The sequence below is a fragment of the Galbibacter sp. genome (genome assembly GCF_048266365.1).
Taxonomy (GTDB): Bacteria; Bacteroidota; Bacteroidia; order Flavobacteriales; family Flavobacteriaceae; genus Galbibacter.
On record NZ_JBLWZP010000006.1, the window covers coordinates 127078 to 148314 of the forward strand.

At 39.3% G+C, this 21237-nt stretch carries 20 protein-coding genes; 19 read left to right on the plus strand and 1 reads right to left on the minus strand.

The features are described from left to right. Positions 1 to 71: 71 nt before the first annotated feature. The gene (guaA, locus tag ACN0TV_RS10740; protein ID WP_417362899.1) at positions 72 to 1601 is read right to left on the minus strand and encodes a glutamine-hydrolyzing GMP synthase; all 1530 of its coding nucleotides are present in this window, start codon (positions 1599 to 1601) and stop codon (positions 72 to 74) included. A 238-nt stretch (positions 1602 to 1839) separates the two neighbouring features. Between guaA and ACN0TV_RS10745 the strand changes: the two genes are divergently transcribed. From ACN0TV_RS10745 to ACN0TV_RS10835, 19 genes are all read left to right on the plus strand, one after another. Then, a complete protein-coding gene (locus ACN0TV_RS10745; RefSeq protein ID WP_417362901.1) occupies positions 1840 to 2772 on the plus strand; it encodes a sugar phosphate isomerase/epimerase family protein in 933 nt (310 codons plus the stop codon). Between the two features lie 250 nt (positions 2773 to 3022). Then, positions 3023 to 3667: a DUF4159 domain-containing protein gene (locus ACN0TV_RS10750; RefSeq protein ID WP_417362903.1), complete on the plus strand. Its 645-nt coding sequence runs from the start codon at positions 3023 to 3025 to the stop codon at positions 3665 to 3667. Positions 3668 to 3670: 3 nt separating this feature from the next. Next, positions 3671 to 4186: a TrmH family RNA methyltransferase gene (locus ACN0TV_RS10755; protein WP_417362904.1), complete on the plus strand. Its 516-nt coding sequence runs from the start codon at positions 3671 to 3673 to the stop codon at positions 4184 to 4186. A 285-nt stretch (positions 4187 to 4471) separates the two neighbouring features. Beyond that, positions 4472 to 5548, plus strand: a complete 1077-nt coding sequence (locus ACN0TV_RS10760) for a class I SAM-dependent methyltransferase (RefSeq protein WP_417362906.1) — start codon at positions 4472 to 4474, stop codon at positions 5546 to 5548. Positions 5549 to 5621: 73 nt separating this feature from the next. Then, entirely contained in the window at positions 5622 to 6686 is a 1065-nt protein-coding gene (locus ACN0TV_RS10765) for a substrate-binding domain-containing protein (RefSeq protein ID WP_417362908.1), read from the plus strand. A gap of 223 nt (positions 6687 to 6909) precedes the next feature. Then, positions 6910 to 8277, plus strand: coding sequence for a 3-keto-disaccharide hydrolase (locus tag ACN0TV_RS10770; RefSeq protein ID WP_417362910.1), 1368 nt, complete (start codon positions 6910 to 6912; stop codon positions 8275 to 8277). A gap of 9 nt (positions 8278 to 8286) precedes the next feature. Then, a complete protein-coding gene (locus ACN0TV_RS10775) occupies positions 8287 to 9627 on the plus strand; it encodes a Gfo/Idh/MocA family protein (protein WP_417362912.1) in 1341 nt (446 codons plus the stop codon). 11 nt (positions 9628 to 9638) lie between these two features. Next, on the plus strand, positions 9639 to 9980 hold the full coding sequence (locus tag ACN0TV_RS10780) for a cupin domain-containing protein (protein ID WP_417362914.1): 342 nt from the start codon (positions 9639 to 9641) through the stop codon (positions 9978 to 9980). 11 nt (positions 9981 to 9991) lie between these two features. Beyond that, on the plus strand, positions 9992 to 10798 hold the full coding sequence (locus ACN0TV_RS10785) for an SDR family oxidoreductase (protein WP_417362916.1): 807 nt from the start codon (positions 9992 to 9994) through the stop codon (positions 10796 to 10798). 10 nt (positions 10799 to 10808) lie between these two features. Continuing rightward, the gene (uxuA, locus tag ACN0TV_RS10790) at positions 10809 to 12023 is read left to right on the plus strand and encodes a mannonate dehydratase (protein ID WP_417362918.1); all 1215 of its coding nucleotides are present in this window, start codon (positions 10809 to 10811) and stop codon (positions 12021 to 12023) included. A 123-nt stretch (positions 12024 to 12146) separates the two neighbouring features. Next, positions 12147 to 12983, plus strand: coding sequence for a 5-dehydro-4-deoxy-D-glucuronate isomerase (gene kduI / locus ACN0TV_RS10795; protein WP_417362920.1), 837 nt, complete (start codon positions 12147 to 12149; stop codon positions 12981 to 12983). A gap of 9 nt (positions 12984 to 12992) precedes the next feature. Further along, positions 12993 to 13778, plus strand: a complete 786-nt coding sequence (locus tag ACN0TV_RS10800; protein ID WP_417362921.1) for a gluconate 5-dehydrogenase — start codon at positions 12993 to 12995, stop codon at positions 13776 to 13778. Beyond that, complete coding sequence (uxaC, locus tag ACN0TV_RS10805) at positions 13778 to 15184, plus strand: glucuronate isomerase (protein WP_417362922.1); 1407 nt, start codon at positions 13778 to 13780, stop codon at positions 15182 to 15184. Before ACN0TV_RS10800 ends, uxaC begins: the two co-directional genes overlap by 1 nt. A 20-nt stretch (positions 15185 to 15204) precedes the next feature. Continuing rightward, positions 15205 to 16215 (plus strand): PfkB family carbohydrate kinase, encoded by a 1011-nt coding sequence (locus tag ACN0TV_RS10810; RefSeq protein WP_417362923.1) that lies wholly within the window; start codon positions 15205 to 15207, stop codon positions 16213 to 16215. A 22-nt stretch (positions 16216 to 16237) separates the two neighbouring features. Then, complete coding sequence (locus ACN0TV_RS10815) at positions 16238 to 16906, plus strand: bifunctional 4-hydroxy-2-oxoglutarate aldolase/2-dehydro-3-deoxy-phosphogluconate aldolase (RefSeq protein WP_417362924.1); 669 nt, start codon at positions 16238 to 16240, stop codon at positions 16904 to 16906. 82 nt (positions 16907 to 16988) lie between these two features. Continuing rightward, positions 16989 to 17969: a TRAP transporter substrate-binding protein gene (locus tag ACN0TV_RS10820; protein ID WP_417362925.1), complete on the plus strand. Its 981-nt coding sequence runs from the start codon at positions 16989 to 16991 to the stop codon at positions 17967 to 17969. A gap of 2 nt (positions 17970 to 17971) precedes the next feature. Then, on the plus strand, positions 17972 to 18433 hold the full coding sequence (locus tag ACN0TV_RS10825; protein ID WP_417362926.1) for a TRAP transporter small permease: 462 nt from the start codon (positions 17972 to 17974) through the stop codon (positions 18431 to 18433). A 4-nt stretch (positions 18434 to 18437) separates the two neighbouring features. Next, entirely contained in the window at positions 18438 to 19733 is a 1296-nt protein-coding gene (locus tag ACN0TV_RS10830) for a TRAP transporter large permease (protein WP_417362927.1), read from the plus strand. A gap of 27 nt (positions 19734 to 19760) precedes the next feature. Then, on the plus strand, positions 19761 to 21218 hold the full coding sequence (locus ACN0TV_RS10835; RefSeq protein WP_417362928.1) for a tagaturonate reductase: 1458 nt from the start codon (positions 19761 to 19763) through the stop codon (positions 21216 to 21218). Positions 21219 to 21237: the final 19 nt, after the last annotated feature.

Here is a 21237-nt window from a genome sequence, read left to right on the forward strand (position 1 = left end):
TTGGTTTCAATTTTGTATTAACAACCGTGGTGTCACAGCATGGAAATCCAAAAGTACAAATGTTTTTGTTATTACTCCCACTCTATAGTTGCAGGTGGCTTGGAGCTAATATCGTATACTACTCTATTAACGCCTTTTACCTTATTTATTATATCATTTGATATCTTTTGTAAAAACTCATAAGGTAAATTCACCCAATCTGCAGTCATTCCATCAGTACTCTCTACCGCTCTTAAAGCTACACATTTTTCATAGGTGCGCTCATCTCCCATTACACCAACGGAATTCACAGGTAGTAATATGGCGCCTGCTTGCCAAACTTTATCATAAAGTCCAGCGTTTTTGAGTCCATTAATAAAAATGGCATCAACCTCTTGCAATATACGTACTTTTTCTGCGGTGATATCTCCTAGGATACGAATAGCGAGTCCTGGACCTGGGAATGGATGTCTACCTAATAATTCTGGATCAATCCCCATAGAGGCACCAACACGACGAACTTCATCTTTAAACAGCATTCTCAAAGGCTCGACGATCTGTAATTTCATGTAGTCCGGAAGACCTCCCACATTATGATGGCTTTTAATTGTTGCTGAAGGACCATTTACAGAAATAGACTCTATTACATCAGGATAAATAGTTCCTTGTCCTAGCCATTCAACATCGGTAATCTCATGGGCCTCATCATCAAAAACTTCAATAAACACCCTTCCGATGGCTTTACGCTTAAGTTCAGGATCTGATTCGCCTTCCAATGCTTTTAAAAATCGTTCAGAAGCATCAACACCTTTAACATTAAGCCCCATACCTTCGTACTGCTTCAAAACACTCTCGAATTCATTTTTGCGCAACAATCCATTATTCACAAAAATACAGTACAAGTTCTTGCCAATTGCTTTGTTTAGTAGCACGGCAGCAACAGTGGAATCTACGCCACCGGATAGTCCTAGAACTACCTTATCGTCTCCCACTTTTTCTTTCAACTCTGCCACAGTCATGTCAACAAAGTTATCAGGAGTCCAATTCTGAGCAACACCAGCGATCTTAACTAAGAAATTTTCTAAGAGTTGCTTACCATCTATAGTATGGTATACTTCAGGGTGGAATTGAATGGCATAGGTAGGCTCTCCTTCTATTTTATAGGCAGCAAACTGAACATCTTCAGTACTTGCCAATTTCACACCATTCTCAGGCAATTTTTTAATTGAATCACTATGACTCATCCAAACTTGGCTACCCGTATTTATATTTTTAAAGAAAACTTCATTTTCTGCAATAAAGGAAAGTTTTGCACGTCCGTACTCTCGAGTATCGGAAGGTGCTACTTCTCCCCCGCTAAAATGAGCGATATATTGTGCTCCATAACAAACGGCCAAGGTTGGTAATACTCCTCTAATTTGTGACAAATCAGGATGTGGCGCATCTTCTGAACGCACTGAAAATGGGCTGCCAGATAGAATCACTGCTTTGTATTGTGATATGTCTTTTGGAGGATTGTTGAATGGATAAATTTCGCAGAAGATATTAAGTTCTCTAACGCGTCTTGCGATGAGTTGCGTAAACTGCGAACCGAAGTCTAAAATGAGTACGTTGTTTTGCATGCGCAAAAATACTATTTAATAAGAAATTCGAAAGCCTTATCGCGAGTATTTTTTCAACATTAATACACTCGAAATGTTCACAAGTATAAAGGCTCGCTTATGCATTGAAATATATAGTGTGGATTCTCCAAAATACTCAGCTTAGTTCTACATACCGCAAATTAATTGTCCCACCATTACTTTTGTATCCGTCAATTTCCCTATTTTTGGAAATACTAACTATTATCCAATTTTCAACATGAAAAAAATAATTCTTAAAAATTTTGCGGCCATCACCATGGTGTTGGCCATTGCAACAGTTGCTTCCTGTAAGGAAAAAACAGAAAAAAAAACAGAAGAGGTTACCCCTGTTGCTGAGAAAGTAACAGAAACAACCCAAGAACAATTCGGAGGACTTGCACTCTACACCTTACGAGATGATATGGGCAAAGATGTAGCAGGCACCTTAGAGGAAGTAGCTAATGCTGGATATAAATATGTCGAAGCTGCAGGATATAATGACGGGAAGTTCTACAACATGTCTCCAGAAGATTTCAGAAAACTTGCTGAATCTAAAGGTTTGACACTGATAAGTTCTCACCAGGGAAGTGCAACCTTAGACAACGCTGACAAAGAAATTGCAGATGTTAAAGCGGCAGGCTTTAAGTATTTTGTAATTCCAGTCCCTCCAATGGGGCATTTCAAATACAATAACGAAACCCAAACTATGGGCATGGATCCAGATATGGACTTCATGGTTAATTTTTTAAACACAGTAGGTAAGAAATGTGCTGATGCCGGATTACAATTGCTATATCACAATCACGACTTCGAATTCAAAGAAAACGAAAATGGTGTTGTACCAATTAAATATTTCCTTGAAAACACAGATGCAAAATATGTCAATTTCCAAATGGATCTTTTTTGGGTAACCAAAGCAGGTGCTGATCCGGTAGCTTATTTTGAAGAGTACCCCGGTCGTTTTAAACTATGGCACGTGAAAGACATGGACAAAGAAGGAAAATTTGCTCCTGTCGGTGAAGGTACTATTGATTTTGGTAGAATTCTTGCCAAAAAAGAGCAGTCTGGCATGGAATACTATATGGTTGAACAAGACATGACCTTTAACCACACGCCTATTGAAGCTATTAACATCAGCCACAAAGGTCTAGATGAAATTGGTTTCAAATAAAAATTTTGATTTTCATTAATAACATTAAGGATGGCAGGAATTCGTTTCTACCATCCTTTTTTGTGGCCTTATGCGCTAGTTCGCTAATAAATCAAAGTAAAACTTGAATCTCATTCAATGCTATAGCTGTATTAATGTCTCAGCATCGATACGCTTCATATTGCTCCATAGAAGTGATACAAAAGAGATCAACATCAATTTCTAAATGCCTTTTAATTTTTGTTTAAATTTGCCCCCTATTGCAAAAACAATGAAGAATATATTTGTACTCAGCCTCTTTATACTCTTTGGCGCACAACTGTACGGTCAACAGATCGCTCTCTTAAAATACCAAGGAGGGGGTGATTGGTACGCAAACCCCACAGCTCTTCCAAATCTTATTGCCTTTTGTAATAAAGAGATAGGCAGTACTATAGACGCTAAACCCGCAACAGTAGAGCCTGGCAGCAGCGACATTTTCCAATACCCGTTTATCCATATGACGGGACACGGAAACGTATTCTTTAATCTACAACAGGCTAAGAATTTACAGCAATACTTATTATCTGGTGGCTTTTTACATGTAGATGATAACTATGGAATGTTTGACTATTTTAAAAAGGAACTTCCTAAAATATTTCCTGACAAAGAACTGGTAGAATTACCATCCTCACACCCTATATTTCATGGACCATTCGACTTTCCAGCTGGACTTCCAAAAATACATGAACACGATGGTAAAAGACCTCAAGCCTTTGGTGTTTTTGACAACAACCGTCTTATGCTGTTATTTACCTTTGAAGCTGATTTAGGTGACGGTTGGGAAAATGAAGAAGTGCATAACGACCCTGAAGAAGTTCGTCTTAAAGCTCTAAAAATGGGAGCTAACATCATTTCATACGTGTTCAAAAACTAAGCAATGGAACATCAACAGTTAGAACACCACAATACAGCATTTACACCGAAACAACACCCCATTGTCTTAGTTTGCGATCAACTCACCGGTGCCGCTAATATTGGCTCAGTTTTTCGATTAGCAGATGCCTTCGGCGTACAGAAAATCTATTTTTTGGGATCAGCATTTGAATTTAATCGAAGAATCGAAAAGACTTCAAGATCTACCCATAAGCGAGTGCAGTTTGAATTTATTGATAACAATGACGAGTTGCCATTTCTGAACACTCCATTGAAGTGTAACTGTATCGCTTTAGAAATCACAAATACGAGTATTCCCATCCAAGAGTTAGGTATACAAACTGATCTTCCAACCTATCTTATTTTAGGTAACGAAAATTTCGGTGTTAGTGAAGCGCTTTTAAATCTGGTAGACCAAAGCTATCACATCACAATGTTTGGAAAAAACAGCAGTATGAATATCGCCCAAGCTACCGCAATAGCACTCTATGAAATCACCAACCTATACCAAAAGATTTAGCTTGGTAATTTTCCATACTTTTACGGCTAGGTTCTGTTTTTACCTTAGTATAAGAACAGCGCTTTTGACAGCCTGACATATCCCAAATATTAAGAGCAATATTTGATCTTTTAAGGTCAAATTAGATTGATTTTTATCTAAATTAAGCGAAATAAATAATTTAAAAATATCTAGAGTATTACTTTGAATAAACACATATTAAACACTGGAATACAAGACTTTATAAATAAAAATTTGAGTACTGACATTTCGTCACTTTTGTTAAAACACCCTAAAATTGAGGGCGTGGAGACCAAAATTGTTGTGGAACAAATTCAGGCTAAATTAAAGTCCAAAAAAAAGCTCCCCACTTGGTTCAATACCCCAAACATTTACTACCCTAGTAAATTAAATATTGAGCAAACATCATCTGAAAAAACAGCCATTTACAAAAGCAATTTAGTTCAAGGAAACACTCTTTTAGATCTCACCGGAGGCTTTGGTGTGGACTCTTATTACTTTGCAAAAGTATTTAACAAGGTAATACATTGTGAAATCAATCCTGAACTATCACAAATTGCAGCTCACAATTTCCAAACCCTTAAACAGGACAACATCATATGTAAAGCTGTAGATGGAATGGAGTTTTTAGCCACCTCGGATAAGGTGGATTGCATCTATCTCGATCCCTCTAGACGGGATCAAACCAAAAAAAAGGTGTTCCTGCTACGAGACTGTACTCCGGATATCACTGAAATACACACTGATCTCCTAAGCAAAGCCTCCAAAGTGCTTGTTAAAGTATCTCCACTGGTAGACATTAGCAAGGCCATACAAGATGTAAATCAAATCAATGAAATTCACATTGTAGCTGTTAATAATCAGGTTAAAGAGATGCTACTGCTACTTACTAAGGATACGTCAAACACGCTGATTAAGGCCGTAAACATTAAAGAGGACACCACTGAGGAATTCTCGTTTGATTATTTCATGGAATCTGAATCGATATCAAACTACACACCACCACTAACCTATTTATACGAACCCAATGCCGCGATTTTAAAAAGTGGCGGGTTTGATACGGTATCACAATACTACAATATCAACAAACTACACTCAAGCACGCACTTGTACACTAGCGACCAGCTTATTGACTTCCCTGGAAGGCGTTTCTTGATTAAACAAATCATTCCTTACAACAAGCAAGGCATCAAAATACTAAAAGGCTATACAAAGGCCAATATCAGTATTAGAAACTTTCCACAAAGCGTTGATAAACTCCGATTACAGCTTAAAATCAAAGATGGAGGATCGGATTATATATTTTTCTGCACGGAGTCAAATAACGCTAAAATCGCCATTATCACTGTGAAAGTGTCGTAATGTTAAATTAGCGTGCACGCACCTTATTTTTAAAATTTAATTGTATATTTGGTTGACAATCAAAACCAAAACCTTGACAATTAAAGAAATAGCCAAACTAGCCAATGTATCCTTAGGTACTGTAGATCGGGTGATTCACAAAAGGGGAAAAGTTTCCAAAGAAACGGAAAAAAAGATCCTTGACATTATTAAAAAAGTGAATTACACACCTAATATCTATGCCCGTGGATTGGCTTTAAATAAGCAGTATCGTATCTACGCCTTAGTCCCGCAATTCAGCGAAGGACAGTATTGGGAAATGCCGGTTAAGGGCATGCAGAGTGCTGCGATAAATCTCAGTCAGTTCGGGATTCAGTTGGAGGTTTTATATTTTGACCAAAATTCTGCAACTTCATTTAATACCATAGCTGAACAACTCTTGAGCCAAGAACCGGATGGGGTGATATTAGCGCCTGTGATTAACTTCGAGGCTGTAAAACTGAGCAAGAAACTAAAGGAAGCTAAGGTGCCCTATGTACTTATAGATTCAAAGATTCAAAACAGTCAACCCCTAAGCTTTATTGGCCAGGATGCATTTCAAAGTGGTAGGTTAGCCGCCAGGTTATTGTGCGCTGAGATCAATTCAAAAGGCTCTATTTCAATCATTTCTATTAAAAATAATGAAAATTATAACAATACCCTTCAACAACGGATAGAAGGGTTTAAGGATTATATTGCCAATAGCGATTTTATAGATCAAATATCCTTGAATGAATCTCACATTCACGTTAGCACAGCTAATATTGAACAAGCTATTCTAAATGCTATCAATCCGGAAAACAATACCGCAGGAGTCTTTGTACCTAGTTCAATGATACACCGTGTAGCGGCTTGTGTTGATCAGAATAGTTCTGAATTTTCGCAGTTAAAAATGATTGGTAATGACCTTATCCATAACAATATAAAGTATTTAGAAAAAGGGACTATTAGCTACCTCATTGGACAAAGACCAGAGAATCAAGGCTACTATGCTTTATCAAGCTTTTATAAGCACTTGGTTTTAGGCCAAGAGGTGGCCGAGGATATGTACCTCCCTCTAGACATTATCACACAAGAGAATTTAAAATATTACAACAATAATTTTCAGTATAACTTTTAACCAAAAAATCAATCAAATGAACCTTAATAGACTAACCTAAACACCTTTGTTTTAATATTTTAACATCAATTACAATGTATTTAAAAAAGCAAAAGCTAGTTTTGGAAAACAGTTGAAGTATACATCGTTTAAAAGTGTAAATCTAAAATATTACAATACAATGTGTGCGCACACACTTTAACAACAATATTATCCTACTAATAATTTATAAAACGAAAACTACATGAAAAACTTAAAACTATTATCGCTCAGCATCTGCGCTATGAGCTTGTTTTGGTCCTGTGAAACCGCTACAGATACTACTCCATGGGTACCTTTATTCAACGGAAATGACCTCAATGGGTGGACGCAAATAGGTGGACAGGCTAAGTACAGAGTAGAAGACCAAACAGTCATTGGTTCAACAGTCCACAATACACCCAATTCTTTTATGACTACCGAAAAAATGTATGATGATTTTATTTTAGAATTGGAATACAAAGTGGATTCCACCATGAATTCCGGTATACAAATTCGAAGCAATAGCTCCCCTACCTATCAAAATGGTCGTGTTCATGGGTATCAAATAGAAATTGATCCTTCAGACAGAGCATGGAGCGCAGGGATTTACGATGAAGGGCGTCGTGGATGGCTTGTCCCACTAACGGATAACAAAGAAGCGCAACAGGCATTCAAACAAGGAGAATGGAATCATTATAGGATTGAAGCTGTTGGTGACACTATTAAAACATGGATCAATAACGTTCCTGCGTCCTTTCTTATCGATGACAAGACCCATTCTGGTTTTATTGCCTTACAGGTACACAGTATTGGTAAAGATGCCAAAGAGGGTACTGAAATTCACTGGAAGAACATCAATATTCTCACCGATAGTCTTCAAAAATATTCTAGAAAAAGCCCCTTATCACCAGTAACCACCAAAAATAAGCTAACTATTAGTGAGCAAAAAGATGGTTGGGAATTACTTTGGGATGGTACTTCATCAAATGGATGGAGAGGTGCGAAATTGGAAGGTTTCCCGGAAAAAGGATGGGTCATTGAAAACGGTATTCTCACTGTAATGGAAAGTAATGGTAAAGAATCCGCAGCCGGAGGTGATATTGTAACCGCTCAGGCTTATGGAAATTTTGAACTTAAAGTAGATTTTAAAATCACTGAAGGTGCAAATAGTGGTATTAAGTACTATGTGGATACCAACCTTAACAAAGGTTCTGGTTCAGCGATTGGATTAGAGTATCAGATTTTAGATGATGCTAGACATCCAGATGCCAAGTTGGGTAATCACGAAGGAAGCAGAACACTATCCTCATTATACGACCTCATCAAAGCAGATCCTAAAAAGCCGGCTAATCCTATCGGAAGTTGGAATACCGCATATATTGTTTCTAAAGACGGTAAGGTACAGCACTGGCTCAATGGCATGAAAGTACTAGAATTTGATCGCTTTAGTGATGACTTTAAAAAATTAGTTGAAGAAAGCAAGTATAAAGACTGGCCAAGTTTTGGTGTCTTAGAAACGGGGAACATCCTTCTTCAGGATCACGGCAATAGAGTGTCTTTCAGAAATATTAAAATCAAAACTTCAAAATAATAGCGTACCATGACAAACAGGAGAAAATTTATAAAAAACACCATTCTTGGCAGTACCGCAGTAGCACTTGGTGGATCAGCCATGGCAATGCCCGCAAGTAGCTACAGGAATATCATAGGAGCTAATGATCGCTTGAACGTGGCCATCGCAGGTCTAGGAAGACGTGTTGGGGCTTATTACGAGCCTATCGCTCGTAAACAAAGCAACGTTCGCCTCAGTTATTTATGTGATGTTATGGAGCATCAAAGAACTAGAGCTATGGCAAATGTCTCTAAACTTATCGACTACCAACCAGCCTTAGAAAACGATATCAGAAGAGTCATTGACGATAAGAAAGTTGATATCCTGATTAATGCTACACCTGACCACTGGCACACCCCTGGTTCAATTATGGCACTTAAGGGAGGAAAACATGTCTATGTTGAAAAACCTTCAAGCCACAACATGAATGAAAATGAGCTCTTGGTGGAAGCCGCAAAAAAATACGACAAGGTGGTTCAGATGGGAAATCAGCAGCGCTCTGCGCCACACACCATAGAAATTATCAACGAAATTCACAACGGTCTTATCGGCAAGACTTATAAGGCACTTGCGTTTTACTCGAATTCAAGAGGTGAAGTGCAAAAGCAACAAAAAGCAGCGATCCCTACTGGATTAGATTGGGAATTATGGCAAGGACCAGCGGTTCATCGCGAATACACCTCTGAAACCTGGGATTATAACTGGCATTGGTATGGGTGGAATTACGGGACTGCAGAGGCTGGAAATAATGCCACTCATGAATTAGACATCGCTCGCTGGGCATTGGATGTTCATTATCCGATACACGCCTCTGTAGAGGCTGAAAAACGCCACTTTACTGAAGATGGTTGGGAGATGTATGATTCCATGTTAGCAACTTTTAAATTCCCTGATAAGAAAGTTATTCAGTGGGACGGAAAAAGTAGAAACGGCTACCAAACCTACGGCGCTGGTCGAGGAACAATCATTTACGGTACCGAGGGAAGCGTATTTGTCGACCGTGGTAGGTATGTGGTTTATGACCGCAATGGGAAAAAAATTAAGGAATATAATTCTGCAACTTCAGAGGCTGGTACAGCACTAGGTGGCGGTGGTGATATTTCTACAGATCACATGGTTAACTTCTTTGAAACCATTCGAGGAAAAGAAAAATTAAAGGCACCCATCGATGATGCAAACATAAGTATGGCTTTGGTGCATTACACCAACATCGCCTACAGAATTGGTAAAGGATTTAATATTGACCAAAATACGGGTCGATTCCAAGATCCAGCAGCCATGAAACTTTGGGGAAGAACTTATGAAGAAGGCTGGGAACCAACCCTATAAAATCCATTAAAATGATTAACACAAGCGAAAGCTTTTTTATAGCAAAGAAAAATATATGGGAGCCGGTATCCCACGGTATAAGCAGGCAAATCACCGGATATAACGACAATATCATGATGGTCAAAGTTAAATTTGACAAAGGTGCTATTGGAGAACTACATCAGCATCCACATACACAAAGTTCTTATGTGATCTCTGGGGTTTTTGAAATTACAATAGACGGTCAAAAACAACGACTAGAGTCGGGTGATACCTTTTTGGTAAATCCCGACCTGATCCATGGAGCGCTTTGTTTGGAGGCTGGGATACTACTGGATGTTTTTAACCCTATAAGAGAAGATTTCTTAGAATAAACGAAATAGAAATGACAACATTAAAAGATAAGGTTGCAATTATAACTGGTGGAAATGGAGTTTTAGGAGGTGCTATTGCTATGGGTTTAGCCGCCCAAGGCGTAAAAATAGGGATTCTAGGTCGGACGGAAAAAACAGTAACAGCAGCGGTTGATAAAATTATACAAAACGGTGGCAAAGCCATAGGCTTGGTAGCTGATGTATTAGATCAGAACAGTTTAGAAGATGCCAGGGCTAGCATTTTAGAGAAGTGGGGTACAATAGATATTCTAGTTAATGGTGCCGGCGGTAATCTAAAAGGTGCTACGATTTCTCCTGAGGATACCTTTTTTGATTTATCCTTTGAAGATTTTGATAAAGTCACTCAGTTAAATTTAAAAGGCACCCTTCTACCCACCTTCATATTTGGACAATCCATGGCGAAACAAGGAAAAGGTAGTGTCTTAAATATATCCTCCATGTCCGCCCAACAGGCCATCACCCGAATCGTAGGATATTCTGCTAGCAAGGCTGGAGTAGATAACTTCACCAAATGGCTAGCCGTTGAAATGGCACTGAAGTATGGAGAAGGAATACGAGTGAATGCCATTGCCCCTGGTTTTTTTATTGGGGAGCAAAACAGAGCACTCCTACTCAACCCAGATGGCAGTCTAACCAAAAGAGGAAGTACCATTGTTGAACAAACACCTATGAAACGATTTGGAAAGCCTGAAGAGCTTCAAGGCGTGGTGAATTGGTTGGTAAGTGACCAAGCAAGCTTTGTCACAGGTGTCATTATTCCAATTGATGGTGGATTTAGTGCCTTTAGTGGTGTTTAAAAAAATAAAGATGAGTACACAAAAGATAGAATTTGAAAAAACCTGGCGCTGGTACGGCCCAAATGACCCAGTCTCCCTTGATGATATCAAACAGGCCGGTGCGACAGGTATAGTCACTGCCCTGCATCACATTCCTAATGGTGAAGTTTGGGAAATTGAGGAAATTGAAAAGAGAAAGCAACTCATTGAGCAAAAAGGCTTAAGTTGGTCAGTTGTAGAAAGCGTACCAGTTCATGAAGCTATAAAAACCCAAAGTGGAAATTATCTGGATTACATAGAGAATTATAAGCAAACAATACTAAACTTGGGGCATTGTGGGATCCCAATCCTATGTTATAATTTCATGCCTGTTTTGGATTGGACAAGAACTGATTTGGATTACAAGCTTGAAGATGGTTCTACTGCACTACGTTTTGACAAAACTGCCTTTGCAGCCTTTGAACTCTACCTTTTAAAAAGACCCGGAGCAGAAGAGTTGTATAGCGAGACAGAAAAAAAACAAGCTAGAGCATATCTGGACAGCCTTAGTGAACAAGAAATTCAGCAGCTCATAAATAATATTATAGCCGGACTACCTGGTGCTGAAGAAGGCTACACTCTTGATGCTTTTAATGGAATACTAGAAACTTATAAGGATGTAGATGCAAAAATATTAAAATCAAATTTATTCTTCTTCCTCCAACAATGTGTCCCTGCGGCCGAAAAGGCAGGTGTTCTAATGTGTATTCACCCAGATGATCCACCCTACCCTATTTTGGGATTGCCCAGGGTAGTGAGTACTTTGGAAGATGTCCTAGAAATCTTTCAAGCCGTAGAGAGTCCAAATAATGGACTAACTTTTTGTACAGGCTCCTTTGGGGTACGAGCCGATAATGATCTTGTCGAAATAGTCAAGAAACTTGGAAGTCGTATTCATTTCGCTCACTTAAGAAGTACCCAAAGGGATGCTTCAGGTAATTTCTATGAGGCCAACCACCTTGAGGGCAATGTGGATATGTACGGCGTAGTTTCTGCACTTATTGAAGAACAATTCAAAAGAAAGCAAAACGGTCGCAAAGATGTTAATATTCCTATCCGACCTGACCACGGCCATAAAATGCTAGATGACTTAAACAAGCAAACAAATCCGGGTTATTCGGCCATTGGAAGACTTAGGGGTTTGGCTGAACTAAGAGGCTTAGAATTTGGAATACTCCAAACCGTGAAAAGGGAAATAAATAACTAAAGTAGCTCTTTTTTATTAAAAAAAGTATGAATTACAAATTATATAAGAAGTTTTTTTTGATTATTACCAATATTTGAAAAATTAATTTATATTTGTGTAATCGATTACATAAAACAAATTATTATGATGAACATAGACTTTAGATACGCAAGTCATCCCGTGGATGCGAGAAGTTACGGAACAGATGAATTAAGATCACACTTTCTGCTTGACCCAATTTTCAGTGCTGATCAAATTAACCTCACCTACTCCATGTACGATCGCTACATTGTCGGAGGAATAATGCCCGTAAATAAAGCTCTTAAATTAGAAACCTTTGACCACTTAAAATCTCCCTATTTTTTAGCGAGACGAGAATTAGGCGTTATTAATGTCGGTGGACTTGGTCAGGTAACTGTGGATGGAGAAGTTTTTGAACTCAACAAAAAAGAAGCGCTCTATATTGCAAAAGAATCCAAGGAGGTTGTGTTTGAATCCAAGGGCAAGGAGCAAGCTTTATTTTATGTCAACTCTGCTCCGGCACATCATAGATTCACAACGAAAAAAATAGGCCGAGAAGATGCTGAAATTATAAATCTCGGCGAAGACAAATACGCCAATAAGAGAATTCTTAATAAATTGATTGTAAATAGTATCGTAGAGACCTGTCAGTTACAAATGGGACTTACCGAGCTGCAACCAGGTAATGTATGGAATACGATGCCTGCTCATACGCATAACAGAAGAATGGAGGCTTATTTCTATTTTGATCTTGAAGAAGGTCAAACTGTTTGCCATTTTATGGGTGAGCCACAACATACCAGACACATTTTTATGCAAAACCATCAAGCGGTTCTTTCTCCGGAGTGGTCAATTCACTCAGGTTCAGGAACTGCAAGTTATTCCTTTATATGGGGTATGGCTGGAGAAAATTTAGATTATGGAGATATGGATGGCGTTGCTCCAAATGAATTAAAATAAAAATTGAAAATGAAACTATTTGATTTAAAAGGCAAACGCGCACTGGTCACCGGTGGCACCCATGGGTTAGGAATGGCTATGGCTGAAGGACTGGCTGAAGCAGGAGCTGAACTGATAATCAGCAGTACAACACCCGAGAAGCTTGAAAAGGCTATTGCACATTACCACAGTAAAGGATATACCGCCTCGGGCTATATCTTTGATATTACAGATGAGGAAGAAGCTGCTAGAAAAGTAAAAGAAATTAACACAGACCACGGTTCTATTGACATTCTGGTAAATAATGCCGGTATCATAAAACGTGAACTTGCCATCGACATGAAAGTTGCTGACTTTAGAAGAGTTATCGATGTGGATTTGGTGGGTGCCTTTATCATGTCTCAACTCGTTGTGAAAGATATGATTGAAAGAGGTGGAGGAAAGATCATCAACATATGTTCGATGATGAGTGAACTCGGAAGAAACAGTGTGTCAGCTTATGCTGCCGCAAAAGGAGGTTTAAAAATGCTTACACAAAACCTCGCCACAGAATGGGCTAAATACAATATTCAAGTCAATGGTATTGGCCCCGGTTATTTTGCCACCGCCCAAACCGCACCAATACGGGTCGATGGAAATCCATTTAATGAATTTATCATTAACCGTACACCAGCGGCACGTTGGGGAGATCCAGAGGATCTTGCAGGTACAGCTGTGTTTTTAGCCTCACAGGCAAGTCAATTTGTCAATGGCCAAGTCATTTATGTTGATGGTGGTATCCTTGCTACTATTGGGAAACCTTTAAACGAAAATTAATGAAAAACAATGCCTTTATACATGAGAATTTCTTATTGAGCAACAAATTTGCACAGGAGTTGTATCACAACTATGCGAGCAAAATGCCAATCATTGATTATCATTGCCATCTATCACCCAAAGAAATTGCAGAGAATAAGGTTTTTGAAAACCTCACTCAGGCTTGGATTTATGGAGATCACTATAAATGGAGAGCCATGCGAACTCTTGGAATCCAAGAAAAATACATTACCGGTGGAGCAAGTGATCAAGAGAAGTTTGAGAAATGGGCACAAACCGTACCTTATACACTAAGAAACCCATTGTATCATTGGACACAACTGGAACTTGCGAGATATTTTAATATTGACCAATTACTAAGTCCTAAAACGGCTGCGGAAATTTACCATCAGGCCTCCGAAAGGATCAATACTAAGGAATACAGTACTCAGGGAATCCTGAAAAAGATGAATGTCAAAGTGGTTTGTACCACTGAAGATCCTACGGATACTTTAGAACACCACCAAGCATCGGCAAAATCTGATTTTGACACCCATATTAGTACTTCTTTCCGACCTGACAAAGCTATTATGATTGGTCAAGCAGGATTTGTGAACTACGTCCGAGCAGTAGAAGCGTCTTCCGGAATTGCAATAAATAGCTATCGCGATTTCAAATATGCCCTACTCCAACGCATTAAATATTTTCACGAAAACGGATGCAGGGTTTCTGACCATGGATTAAATTCCATTCCCTTTACCACATATAACGAAGCGGAAGTCACCAAAATATTCAATAAACGTCTTGAGAATCAAAACATAAGTACAGAAGAAATCTTGAAATATGAAACTGCTATACTGAGGTACCTATCTCAAGAATATCATGCCCTGGGTTGGGTGCAGCAGTTTCACCTCGGCGCCTTGCGTAACAACAATAGCAGAATGCTAGCGGAGTTAGGACCTGATACAGGCTGGGATTCAATTTCGGATTATCCACAAGCAGAAAACCTTTCTAAGTTTTTAAATAGCCTAGATCTAGAAGATCAATTGACAAAAACGATCATCTACAACCTCAACCCTTCGGACAACGAAGTCATGGCTTCCATGATCGGTAATTTTAATGATGGTTCAGTCAAAGGAAAAGTACAGTTTGGATCAGGGTGGTGGTTTTTAGACCAAAAAGACGGAATGACTAAACAAATGAACGCCCTTTCAAACATGGGTCTTATCAGTTGTTTTGTGGGTATGCTAACGGATTCAAGAAGCTTTTTGTCCTTTCCAAGGCATGAGTATTTTAGAAGAATCCTGTGCAACTTGTTCGGCCAAGAAATCGAGCAAGGAGAACTGCCTAACGATATGCCGTGGATCGGTCAAATCATTCAAGATATCTCATACAATAACGCCAAGGAATACTTTAATTTTAAATAACATTATACGCTAAAAATCCTATGAAAAAAGTCATTGCTTTAGGTGAAATATTACTTCGGTTTTCCACAACAGATCACCTTCGAATCTCGCAATCCAATGCATTTAATGCTGATTATGGAGGTAGTGAACTCAATGTGCTTACCTCGGCGGCAAATTTTGGAATGGATTGTGAAATGGTCACCGTATTGCCAGATAATGACTTAGGAATGGCGGCGATAATGCAAATGCGTAAGTTTAATATCGGCACACAATTCATCCCTAAGGCTGGAGAACGTCTTGGTCTTTACTTTTTAGAAAAAGGAGCCTCTGTTCGAGGTAGTAAAATCATATACGATCGGGCTCATTCAAGTTTTTCCCAGATAAAGCCAGGCATGATCAATTGGGAGGACGTATTTAAGGAAGCCTCTTGGTTTCATTGGTCCGGAATAACGGCTGGTGTGTCTCAGGGAGCGGCCGATGTGTGTCTTGAAGCCATAGAGGTCGCTTATAAAATGGGCTTAACCATATCTACGGATTTCAACTATAGAGCAAACCTTTGGAATTATGGAAAGTCTGCGGGTGAGGTTATGGAAGCTATGGTATCCAAATGTCATATCATACTTGCCGGGGACTACGCTTCACGGAAATACTTTGATATTCACGCCGACGGAGACACTGCAGATGAATTAAACAAATCGCTTTGTGATAAATTAAAAGCCCGTTTTCCAATCGCTGAAAAAATAATTATTACCCATCGTGATAACATCAGTGCATTACACAACAAATGGAGTGCTGTGCTATACAACGATGGTGAACTCTTAAAATCTAAATCTTACGACATCACTGATATTGTGGATCGTATAGGTGCGGGTGATAGCTTTATGGGGGCTTTAATCTACGGTCTCAATCACTTTGAGAATCAGAAGGCCTTGGAGTTTGCCGTAGCAGCTTCTTGTTTGAAACACACCATTTACGGGGATGCTAACTTAGTAACAGCCTCTGAGGTAATTGACCTTATGCAAGGAGATTCAACAGGGAGGGTAAAACGATAGATTTAATCAAAAAATATTGAAAATGAAAACATATACCAGAATAGAAGTTGTCAACGTCATGGAAGCTACTGGCCTAGTGCCGTTGTACTACAACCCAGATGCAGAACTGATGTGTGAGGTTGTGAAGGCTTGCTACAAAGGAGGTGCACGGCTATTTGAATTTACCTCTCGTGGGCCACTTGCTCATGAGGTATTTACCACACTGGTTAAATACTGTCAAAAACACTGTCCAGATCTCATTTTAGGAGCGGGCTCAGTAACCGATGCCGCCTCTGCTTCACTGTACATGCAACTTGGGGCACAGTTTATCGTAACCCCCGTCTTTAGAGAAGATATTGCTAGAGTATGTAATCGTAGAAAAGTATTATGGTCCCCAGGTTGTGGTTCATTAACGGAAATTGCTGCCGCGGAAGAACTTGGTTGCGAGATCGTAAAGTTATTCCCAGGTGCTATTTACGGTGCTGAGTTCGTAAAAGCAATCAAAGGGCCTTGTCCATGGACACGTGTTATGCCCACTGGTGGCGTGGACACCTCAGAAGAAAATTTAAGATCGTGGTTCAGCGCAGGCGTAAGTTGTGTTGGATTGGGTTCACAGCTCATTACCGGTGATCTTGTTAAAAACAAAGATTTTAATTCATTGACAAAGCAGGTTAAAGACACCTTGAAATTTATCAACTCTATAAAGCCATAAGAACTCCGTTCACCAAAACCATTATAAAACTAAACTCAAAGTCCTTCAAGAATTGTTCTCTTGAAATAAATAAACTACCCAGATGAAATTTTTAAAAAAGATCTCAATCGTTGTAATTGCGCTAACAACTATGCTTTCTTGCAATCAAAGCAGCGAACATAAAGTAATTAAATTGGCTCACGGACTCGATGTAAATCACTCCGTTCACAAAGCCATGGAAAAAATGGCTGAGGATTTGGAGGAAATCTCCAATGGACAACTCAGTATAAAGATTTATCCCAACCAACAATTGGGCTCTGAACGAGAATGCCTAGAACTTCTTCAGATTGGAAGTTTAGACATGACTAAGGTTTCTGCAGGGGTAATGGAAAATTTCGCGCCTAAGATGAAGGTTCTTGGCCTCCCTTTTCTCTTTAGAGATCGAGAGCAAGCGTTTAAAGTACTCGACGGGCCTATTGGCCAAGAGCTACTTAATGAGGCTACTAAATTCTGGCTGAAAGGCCTATGTTATTACGATGCCGGAAGTAGAAGCTTCTACACAGCAGATCATCCCATCGAAACTCCAAAAGACTTAAAGAGCCTAAAAATAAGGGTTATGGAAAGCGCTACAGCTATGGCTATGGTTCAGAGCCTTGGCGGCTCCCCTACTCCAATCGCTTGGGGAGAACTCTATACATCGCTTCAACAAGGTGTCGTTGATGGAGCAGAAAACAATCCACCAAGTTTTTACCTATCCCGGCATTATGAGGTTTGTAAGTATTATTCTATAGACGAACATACGATGTTGCCAGATATATTGGTTGTAGGAACCCATCTTTGGGACAGACTTAACCCTCAAGAGCAAGAGTGGTTACAAGAGGCTGCAACACGCTCTGTTAAACATCAAAGAGAACTATGGTCAATCTCTGAAAAGGAAGCCTTAGACGCTATTAAAGAGGCTGGCGTCAAAGTAAATTACCCGGACAAAGCACCCTTTATAGCGGATGTTCAGAACATCTATGATCAATATAAGAACGACCCAGAAATAAATACCCTCATTCAACAAATCAAAAACACTAAATAATTATGAACGCATTACGTCAAAAAATTGACCTTATTCTAAGCAGAATACTCATAATCATTATGGGGCTTATGGTAATAAACGTTCTATGGCAGGTGTTTACGCGTTACCTATCAGATACTCCTAGCTCCTTTACCGATGAATTATCGAGATATTTAATGATCTGGTTGGGTATCCTAGGGGCTGCCTATGTCTCAGGAAAGAACATGCATGTAGCCATTGATTACCTCCCCTCTAAACTAGATAAAAAATCAAGAAAGAGGTTAGCCATATTTGTGCATCTAGTGGTGCTTTTATTTGCACTCTTTGCACTTGTAATCGGTGGGAGTCGTCTGGTCTATATAAGTTACATCCTAGGACAAACAACAGCTGCACTGGGAATGCCACTTGCTGTAGTTTATCTTGTTATCCCACTTAGTGGACTACTTATTGTTTATTACAAATTAGCTGACTTACTTCAAAAATAAAATTATGGACTATACACCTGTTCTTGTACTTATACTAAGTTTTTTATTCCTTTTGGCCATAGGAACCCCTGTAGCCTGGAGTATTACCGTATCATCACTACTAACAATGATGGTATCTATTGATTCAATTGCATCTTTTACCACAGTATCACAACGAATGGCCACCGGCTTGGATAGTTTTGCCCTTTTAGCCATCCCCTTCTTTATACTCTCCGGAGAACTGATGAACAAGGGAGGAATTGCGCATCGACTGATAGCCTTTGCCAAAACAATAGTAGGGGCGCTTCCGGGCGGGCTTGCGCTGATTAATGTTATAGCTGCTATGCTCATGGGGGCTATTGCCGGTTCGGCTATGGCTTCTGCTTCTGCCATGGGTAGTATTTTAGGACCTGAGATGGAAAAGGAAGGTTATTCCAAAGAATTTGGGGTGGCCGTTAATATTACCTCAGCCACCACGGGACTAATCATACCGCCAAGTAACGTGCTGATTGTATATTCACTGGCCAGTGGAGGCGTTTCGATTGCTGCACTTTTCTTAGCTGGATATATTCCAGGGATACTCACTGGTTTATTTTTAATGATCATGGCTGCAATCTGGGCTAAAAAGAAAAAATATAAGATCGGAAAACGCAGCTCTCTAAAACAAGTCTTCAAAACATTTATAGACGCCCTGCCAAGCTTATTGCTATTGGTGGTGGTCATTGGAGGAATCGTTGTCGGAGTATTTACTGCAACAGAAGCCTCTGCTATAGCAGTGCTATACACCTTGGTCTTAGGTTTTATTTATAAAGAGATTTCGGTTAGAAAACTACCACAGATCCTCCTTGATTCATCTGCAACCACAGCAGTAGTGATGCTATTGATTGGTGCCTCTATGAGTATGTCTTGGGTGATGTCATATGAAAATATCCCACAGGAGATCAGTGCCGGGCTTTTACAGATTAGTGATAATCCGATAATTATTCTTTTAATCATTAACCTCATTCTATTGGTGGTTGGAACCTTTATGGATATGACACCTGCAGTTTTGATATTCACTCCTATCTTTTTACCAATAGTAACGGCATTAGGAATGGATCCTGTCCATTTTGGAATTGTCATGGTGCTGAACCTTTGTATAGGACTCTGTACGCCCCCGGTGGGATCGGTACTCTTTGTCGGGGTGGGAATTGCCAAGACCTCGATTCAAAAAGTTATCAAACCATTAATTCCGATGTTTTTAGCTATGATAGTGGCCCTGTTTTTAATAACCTATTTTCCACAATTAACCTTGTGGTTACCAAGTGTATTTGGATTTTAAAATATAAAATAAAATTTTGCTAAATAAATGAAACAATTAAACAGAACTACGGTTGACCAGCTTCCACAGTACCCAATAAAGGTATTACAATTCGGAGAGGGTAATTTCCTAAGAGCTTTCGTGGATTACGCTATTCAGACCCTGAATAATGAGTGTGACTTCAAGGCAGGAGTTGCCGTAATCCAGCCTTTGACTGGAGGTATGGTAGGTTCGTTAAACCAACAGGATGGCTTGTACACCCTTTTTATGAAAGGCGTACTTCAAGGAAAGGAAATTCAAGAAAAAGAATTAATATCCAGCATTGTTAGGGGCATTGATCCTTATAAAGATTTTAACGCCTATCTAGAGCTTGCTGCCTTAGAGGAACTAGAATTTGTAATTTCCAATACAACTGAAGCCGGTATTGCTTATAATCCAGAGGATCGTTTTGATATGGAACCACAGCGTTCATTTCCCGGAAAGCTGACCCGCTTTTTATACGAGCGTTTTAAACATTTTAATGGGGAGAAAAGTAAAGGACTCACTATTATTCCATGTGAGCTGATCAATCATAATGCACAAACATTAAAAAAGATTATTTTACAATACATCGAACTTTGGGAGTTAGAGGACGGCTTTAAAACATGGATACTGGAGAGTACGGATTTCCACAATACCCTAGTGGATCGTATTGTTCCAGGATATCCAAAGGATGATATTGAATCCTATAACCAGCAATTAGACTATGAAGATCGACTCATTGTTAGTGCGGAAAAGTTCTTTTTATGGGTTATTGAAGGGGGTGAAAAACTCAAAGCAAAACTACCTTTTCACAAAACAGAATTGGATGTGAAAATTGTGGATGATATGCAGCCATATCGCACTAGAAAAGTACGAATTTTAAATGGTGCCCATACGACCATGGTTCCGTTTTCAATTCTTTACGGAAATCAAACCGTTAAAGAAACTGTGGACAATCCGTTTACAGGAGCCTTTGTTCAGGCTGCTCTGTTCCAGGAAATCATTCCTACATTGGATATGGATCCTCAAGAATTGGAAGATTTTGCCGACGCCGTTCTAGATCGTTTCAGAAATCCGTTTATAAAGCATATGCTTTCTAGTATTGCACTAAACTCGATTTCTAAATTTAAGGTTCGTGTATTGCCTAGTTTATTGGCTTATGTAGATCTTAAAGGTGAATTACCGGTTCATTTGACCTTTGCACTGTCGTGCCTGATTCGCTTCTATAATTCACAATGGCAAGGCCAGGTATTACCAGTGAAAGACGAGGCTCAAATTATGGCCGAATTTAAAGCGTTATGGGAGAGTGAGTCTTACGACCAAATCAGTGAGCAAGCACTCTCAAATACAGAGTTTTGGGGACGGGATTTAACAAAGGTTAGCGGGCTAAGCGCCGCAGTTTCCAGAGGACTCAAGCTTATAGAAACTCAAGGTGTTGAAAAAGGATTTCAGCAGTTTGCAGAGCATGTGAATATTCAGAGCTAAATAAAATAATTGAAGAAAT

Excerpts from the sequence above, each read along its gene's own strand:
- ACN0TV_RS10755 (WP_417362904.1), top strand. The coding sequence starts at position 3,671 with ATGGAACATCAACAGTTAGAACACCACAATACAGCATTTACACCGAAA.
- kduI (WP_417362920.1), top strand. The coding sequence starts at position 12,147 with ATGATGAACATAGACTTTAGATACGCAAGTCATCCCGTGGATGCGAGA.
- ACN0TV_RS10830 (WP_417362927.1), top strand. The coding sequence starts at position 18,438 with ATGGACTATACACCTGTTCTTGTACTTATACTAAGTTTTTTATTCCTT.
- ACN0TV_RS10810 (WP_417362923.1), top strand. The coding sequence starts at position 15,205 with ATGAAAAAAGTCATTGCTTTAGGTGAAATATTACTTCGGTTTTCCACA.
- ACN0TV_RS10815 (WP_417362924.1), top strand. The coding sequence starts at position 16,238 with ATGAAAACATATACCAGAATAGAAGTTGTCAACGTCATGGAAGCTACT.
- ACN0TV_RS10775 (WP_417362912.1), top strand. The coding sequence starts at position 8,287 with ATGACAAACAGGAGAAAATTTATAAAAAACACCATTCTTGGCAGTACC.
- guaA (WP_417362899.1), bottom strand. The coding sequence starts at position 1,601 with ATGCAAAACAACGTACTCATTTTAGACTTCGGTTCGCAGTTTACGCAA.
- ACN0TV_RS10835 (WP_417362928.1), top strand. The coding sequence starts at position 19,761 with ATGAAACAATTAAACAGAACTACGGTTGACCAGCTTCCACAGTACCCA.
- uxuA (WP_417362918.1), top strand. The coding sequence starts at position 10,809 with ATGAGTACACAAAAGATAGAATTTGAAAAAACCTGGCGCTGGTACGGC.
- ACN0TV_RS10750 (WP_417362903.1), top strand. The coding sequence starts at position 3,023 with ATGAAGAATATATTTGTACTCAGCCTCTTTATACTCTTTGGCGCACAA.
- ACN0TV_RS10800 (WP_417362921.1), top strand. The coding sequence starts at position 12,993 with ATGAAACTATTTGATTTAAAAGGCAAACGCGCACTGGTCACCGGTGGC.
- ACN0TV_RS10820 (WP_417362925.1), top strand. The coding sequence starts at position 16,989 with ATGAAATTTTTAAAAAAGATCTCAATCGTTGTAATTGCGCTAACAACT.
- ACN0TV_RS10745 (WP_417362901.1), top strand. The coding sequence starts at position 1,840 with ATGAAAAAAATAATTCTTAAAAATTTTGCGGCCATCACCATGGTGTTG.
- ACN0TV_RS10780 (WP_417362914.1), top strand. The coding sequence starts at position 9,639 with ATGATTAACACAAGCGAAAGCTTTTTTATAGCAAAGAAAAATATATGG.
- ACN0TV_RS10770 (WP_417362910.1), top strand. The coding sequence starts at position 6,910 with ATGAAAAACTTAAAACTATTATCGCTCAGCATCTGCGCTATGAGCTTG.
- uxaC (WP_417362922.1), top strand. The coding sequence starts at position 13,778 with ATGAAAAACAATGCCTTTATACATGAGAATTTCTTATTGAGCAACAAA.
- ACN0TV_RS10785 (WP_417362916.1), top strand. The coding sequence starts at position 9,992 with ATGACAACATTAAAAGATAAGGTTGCAATTATAACTGGTGGAAATGGA.
- ACN0TV_RS10825 (WP_417362926.1), top strand. The coding sequence starts at position 17,972 with ATGAACGCATTACGTCAAAAAATTGACCTTATTCTAAGCAGAATACTC.